This is a genomic window from Streptosporangium nondiastaticum, from assembly GCF_003011965.1.
GTDB lineage: Bacteria > Actinomycetota > Actinomycetes > Streptomycetales > Streptomycetaceae > Streptomyces > Streptomyces nondiastaticus.
Genome location: NZ_PXWG01000257.1, coordinates 1 through 3,894 on the forward strand (window position 1 = coordinate 1; position 3,894 = coordinate 3,894).

Sequence of the window (3,894 nt, forward strand, 5' to 3'; positions counted from 1 at the left end):
CGGGGCGCCGCCTCGCCCGCGTCCTTGCGGCGGGGAACGGCGCCCTCCCCGTAGATGAGCACGAGCCGGCCGTCCGCGAGCGCGGCCGCCGCGCCGTCGAGCGCCCGCACCGCCCGCGGGTCGTTGCGGTGGACGGGCACGTAGCCCTCGCGGGTGAGCATCCGTCCGAGCAGCGGGATCCGCCACAGGCCGGCGGCGGCCAGGGCGACCGGGGCCGCGCCGAGGCGGTGGAGCGCGGCGAGCACGACCGCGGGGTCGGCCAGCGAGGTGTGGTTGGCGGCGATGATGCTGCCGGGCGCCAGTGCGGCGCCGGCGTCCGAGGTGACGGTGAGCCGCCCGAGGGCGGGCACCACGGCGGAGGCGAGCCGGCCGAGCATCCGCCTCAGCCGTTCTGCGGCTTCTGCGGCTTCGCCTCGCTGGGCCGTACGATCACGAAGCCCTCGCCCTCCAGCTTGAGCTGGACGGCCTCGCCCGAGCCGCCGCGCAGCATCGAGCCCAGGCTCTGGGAGCGGTGCAGCGAGGTGCGCAGGGCGGTGGACCAGCCGACGACGGCGTCGGTGTCCACGTACACGGGGGACTGCGCGGAGACGGGGATGACGATGGGGTTGCCCTCGCACATCACGCCGAGCTTCCCGTGGCCGCTGAAGACGGAGTTGAAGAGCCCGCCGCCCGTCATGCCCGCGCCCTTCACGGTCTGGATCTCGTAGGAGAGGGTCGGGTCGAAGCACAGCACGTTGCGGCCGTTGACGGTGAGGCTTTCGCCGGGGGCTATCTCGACGATGAAGCAGTTGGCGGCCTCGTGCGCGAACCAGACCTCGCCCCGGCCCCGGACGGCCATGAGGGCGAGGCCCTCGCCGGTCACGGCGCGCTTGAGGAAGTTGCCCACGCCCTGGCCCTGCTTCTCGAACTGCAGGTCACCGCGGAAGGCGACCATCGAGCCCTGGCGCGCGTAGCATTCGCCGTCGACCGCGTAGACGATGGACTTGGCGTTGTGGACGGCCATGCCGGGGGCCGTGGCCGGCTCGGCCATGTTCTGGTGGGCGAAGAGGTCGCTGTGCATGGACCGCATGATCACCCATGGACAGGCAGGGAGGCAACGGCGTGAACCGGCACGGATGCGGGCGGACACACCCCCGCGGCGCCGTCCGTGCCGCCGGTGGCCGTCGTCGTGGCCGTGACGGTCACGCTCGTCGTGCACGTGGCGGCGACGGCGCCGCCGGCGAGCGTGAGGGCGGTGAGGAGCGCCGCACCGGTGCGGCGGATACCGGTGAGGGTGGAGGGGCGTGTGTCCATGGCGGTGTCCTTTGCGGAAGGGCGGGTCTTGGGAGTCAGAAGCGGGAGGCGAAGCCCTGGATGGTCTTGGTGCGGTCCTTGAGCACCGGCCCGGCGCCCGTCCACTCGTAGCGCTGCCGGGCGATGCTGTCCTTGTGGTAGCCGGTGTTGCCCTCGACGGTCGTGATCCGCGTGCCGGAGACCGCGGCCACGACGCCGACGTGCCCCGCGGTGCCGCGGCCGGCCCACATCAGCACGTCGCCGGGGAGCGGGAGGTCGTCCGCCGCGTACGGGTGCCAGCGGTCGCCCACGCCGGTGCGCCAGGCCCGGCTGCTGCCGGAGTCCGCCGGGACGCCTCGCCGCCCCCACATCGCCGCCGCGAAGTATCCGCACCACTGGCTCCGGCCCGGATTCCGCGCGAAGTCGTTGTACTCGTTCATGTTGGCGTTGCTGTTGCCCTTGCCGAGGTAGTTGGTGTCCTTGTCCGGGCGGCCCGGGACGCTGCGGAGGACGGGGCCGCCGCGCTTGAGGCGGAAGCGCTTGGGGGTGGTGAGGGCGTCGGTGGTGCGGTCGACGATCCGCTGCCGTTCGGCGGCCTCGTCCTCGGCGCCGGGCTCCGTGGCGGCGAGGGCGCGGGCGTGGGGGTGGGGGCGGGCCGCGGGGGGTGCGGCGGCGAGGGCCGGGCCGGCCGTGGCGCCGGCGAGGACCAGGAGCGCGGCGGTGACGGGAGCGATGGCGCGGCGGTTGTCCATGGCGGTTCCCTGTCTCGGACTCGGAGGAATGCGCTGCATGGGGCGGGTTCGTCCCGTTTCCCATGGTTCGAGTCTCGGAGCGGGGCGGCCGTGCGGAACAGGGGTTGCCTGTTGCCTCGGTGGACGAGGCGGCGGGCAACCGCCCGCCACCGGCCGTGATGCGCGAGTGGGGGAAGACGCCGCCTGAGGGAGCGTCAGGGGCAGCCGGGGGCGTACGGCACGTCCGGCAGCAGGCGCTCCCACAGCGGCCGGTCCGTGGCGCTGCCCAGCGCCCGGCAGGTGCGCGCGAGGACGCCGGGGACGTCCAGGTCCCACCAGCGCACCGTGCCGTCCTCCGCCACGGACACCACCGGCCCGTCGTCGCCGAGGAACGCCGCGGACCGGACGCGGCCGGTGTGGCCGGTCAGCGTCAGCAGCGGCCGGCCGGTGCCCGGGTCCCAGATCCGCACGGTGTTGTCGCGGCCGGTGCTCACCAGCCGGGTGCCGGCCGGGTTGAAGGCCACCGAGGTGACGGGGCCGGTGTGCCCGGCGAGGGTGCGCAGGCTCCTGCGGCCCGCGGGATCCCAGAGCTTGACGGTGTGGTCGCGGCTCGCCGTGGCCAGCATTCCGTGCGGGCCCGCGGCCAGGCCGAGGACGGTGTCCTCGTGTTCGGTCAGCCGGCGCAGCTCGCGGCCGTCGGAGAGCCGCCAGATCCGGGCGGTGTTGTCGAGGCTGCCCGTGACGAGGGTCTCCGGGCCGAGGAACAGCACGCGGTAGACGGCGTCGTCGTGGCCCAGCAGTGACTGCTCGCGCAGCGCGCCGCTCCCGGCGAGCCGCCACACCTTCGCGGTGCGGTCCTCGCCGGCGGTCGCGAGGGCCCCCGCGTCCCCCGGACGGAAGGCCACCGAGGTGACCGCCCGGTCGTGGGCCCGCCAGCGGTGGACCGGCCGCCGCGGGTCGGCGGTGCGCCACACGGTGGCGGTGCCGCGCTCGTCGCCCGCCGCGAAGAGGGCTCCGTCGGGGCTGAACGCCACCGCCCGCACCGGGTCCTGTCCCACCGTCACCGTGCGCAGGCCGCGGTCGGCGGTGCGCAGCAGCCGCACGGTGCCGTCCCGGCCCGCGACGGCGAGGAGGGAGCGGTCCGGACTGAGGGCCCCGTCCTGCCAGGCCGCGCCCGGGAGCGGGGTCGTGACGGCGGCCTGCGGGGTCCACAGGCGCACCGAGCCGTCCTCGCCGGACGTCGCCAGCGTGCGGCCGTCGGGGGAGTAGGCGATGCCGTGGACGGGGCCGATGTGGCTGGCGAGCCGGGCGATGAGACGGTGCTCGCCGATGTCCCAGATGCCGGCGGTGTCGTCCTGACTGGCCGCGGCCAGCTGCCTGCCGTCCGGCGAGAACGCCACGCCGAACACGGAGTCCGAGAGGCCGTAGAGGGAGGCCTCCCGCCGGCCGGTGCGGGTGTCCCACAGACCGATGCGGTCCTGCCATTCGCCGGTGGCAAGGCGGTGCCCGTCCGGCGAGAAGGCCAGGGCCCGGACGCGGCCGAACTCCCGCGTGCCGACCACCCTCGCCCGCCCGCCGGGCACGTGGAGCAGCCACACCCGCCCGTCCCGCCCGGCGGCCGCGACCTGTGCGCCGTCGCCGCTGACGGCCACGGCGTACAGCAGGCCCAGGCCGGGATCCCGCACCTCCGTACGGGGCCCGCCGTCGCCCAGGCGCGTCAGCCGCACCGTGCCGTCCTCGCCCGCCGAGGCCAGCAGCTCCCCGCGGTCCGAGAGGGCCACGCCGAGGACGGGGCCGCGGTGCCTGCTCTCCCGGGGCAGGGCGAGCGGTGCGGAGCCGCCGCCGGCGCGGTCCCGCAGCGTCACGGCGCCCGCCTCGTCGCCCCACGCGA

At 75.8% G+C, this 3,894-nt stretch carries 5 protein-coding genes; all 5 read right to left on the bottom strand.

Translation table 11 applies throughout. From position 1 onward, the window contains the following. The coding region (locus B7P34_RS35305) for a 1-acyl-sn-glycerol-3-phosphate acyltransferase (protein ID WP_189383284.1) at positions 1–377 on the bottom strand (377 nt) is incomplete at its 3' end. Between the two features lie 5 nt (positions 378–382). Continuing rightward, positions 383–1,060 (bottom strand): AIM24 family protein, encoded by a 678-nt coding sequence (locus tag B7P34_RS35310; protein ID WP_106682215.1) that lies wholly within the window; start codon positions 1,058–1,060, stop codon positions 383–385. Between the two features lie 11 nt (positions 1,061–1,071). Next, entirely contained in the window at positions 1,072–1,293 is a 222-nt protein-coding gene (locus B7P34_RS35315; protein WP_106682212.1) for a hypothetical protein, read from the bottom strand. A 35-nt stretch (positions 1,294–1,328) separates the two neighbouring features. Beyond that, positions 1,329–2,024, bottom strand: coding sequence for a CHAP domain-containing protein (locus B7P34_RS35320; protein WP_106682213.1), 696 nt, complete (start codon positions 2,022–2,024; stop codon positions 1,329–1,331). A gap of 194 nt (positions 2,025–2,218) precedes the next feature. Continuing rightward, positions 2,219–3,894 (bottom strand): WD40 repeat domain-containing protein (locus B7P34_RS35325; protein ID WP_223268577.1); only part of this gene is annotated, 1,676 nt, incomplete at its 5' end.

Bases quoted from the DNA above. Each gene is read 5' to 3' on its own strand.
- B7P34_RS35315 (WP_106682212.1), bottom strand. From the start codon at position 1,293: ATGGACACACGCCCCTCCACCCTCACCGGTATCCGCCGCACCGGTGCG.
- B7P34_RS35310 (WP_106682215.1), bottom strand. From the start codon at position 1,060: ATGCACAGCGACCTCTTCGCCCACCAGAACATGGCCGAGCCGGCCACG.
- B7P34_RS35320 (WP_106682213.1), bottom strand. From the start codon at position 2,024: ATGGACAACCGCCGCGCCATCGCTCCCGTCACCGCCGCGCTCCTGGTC.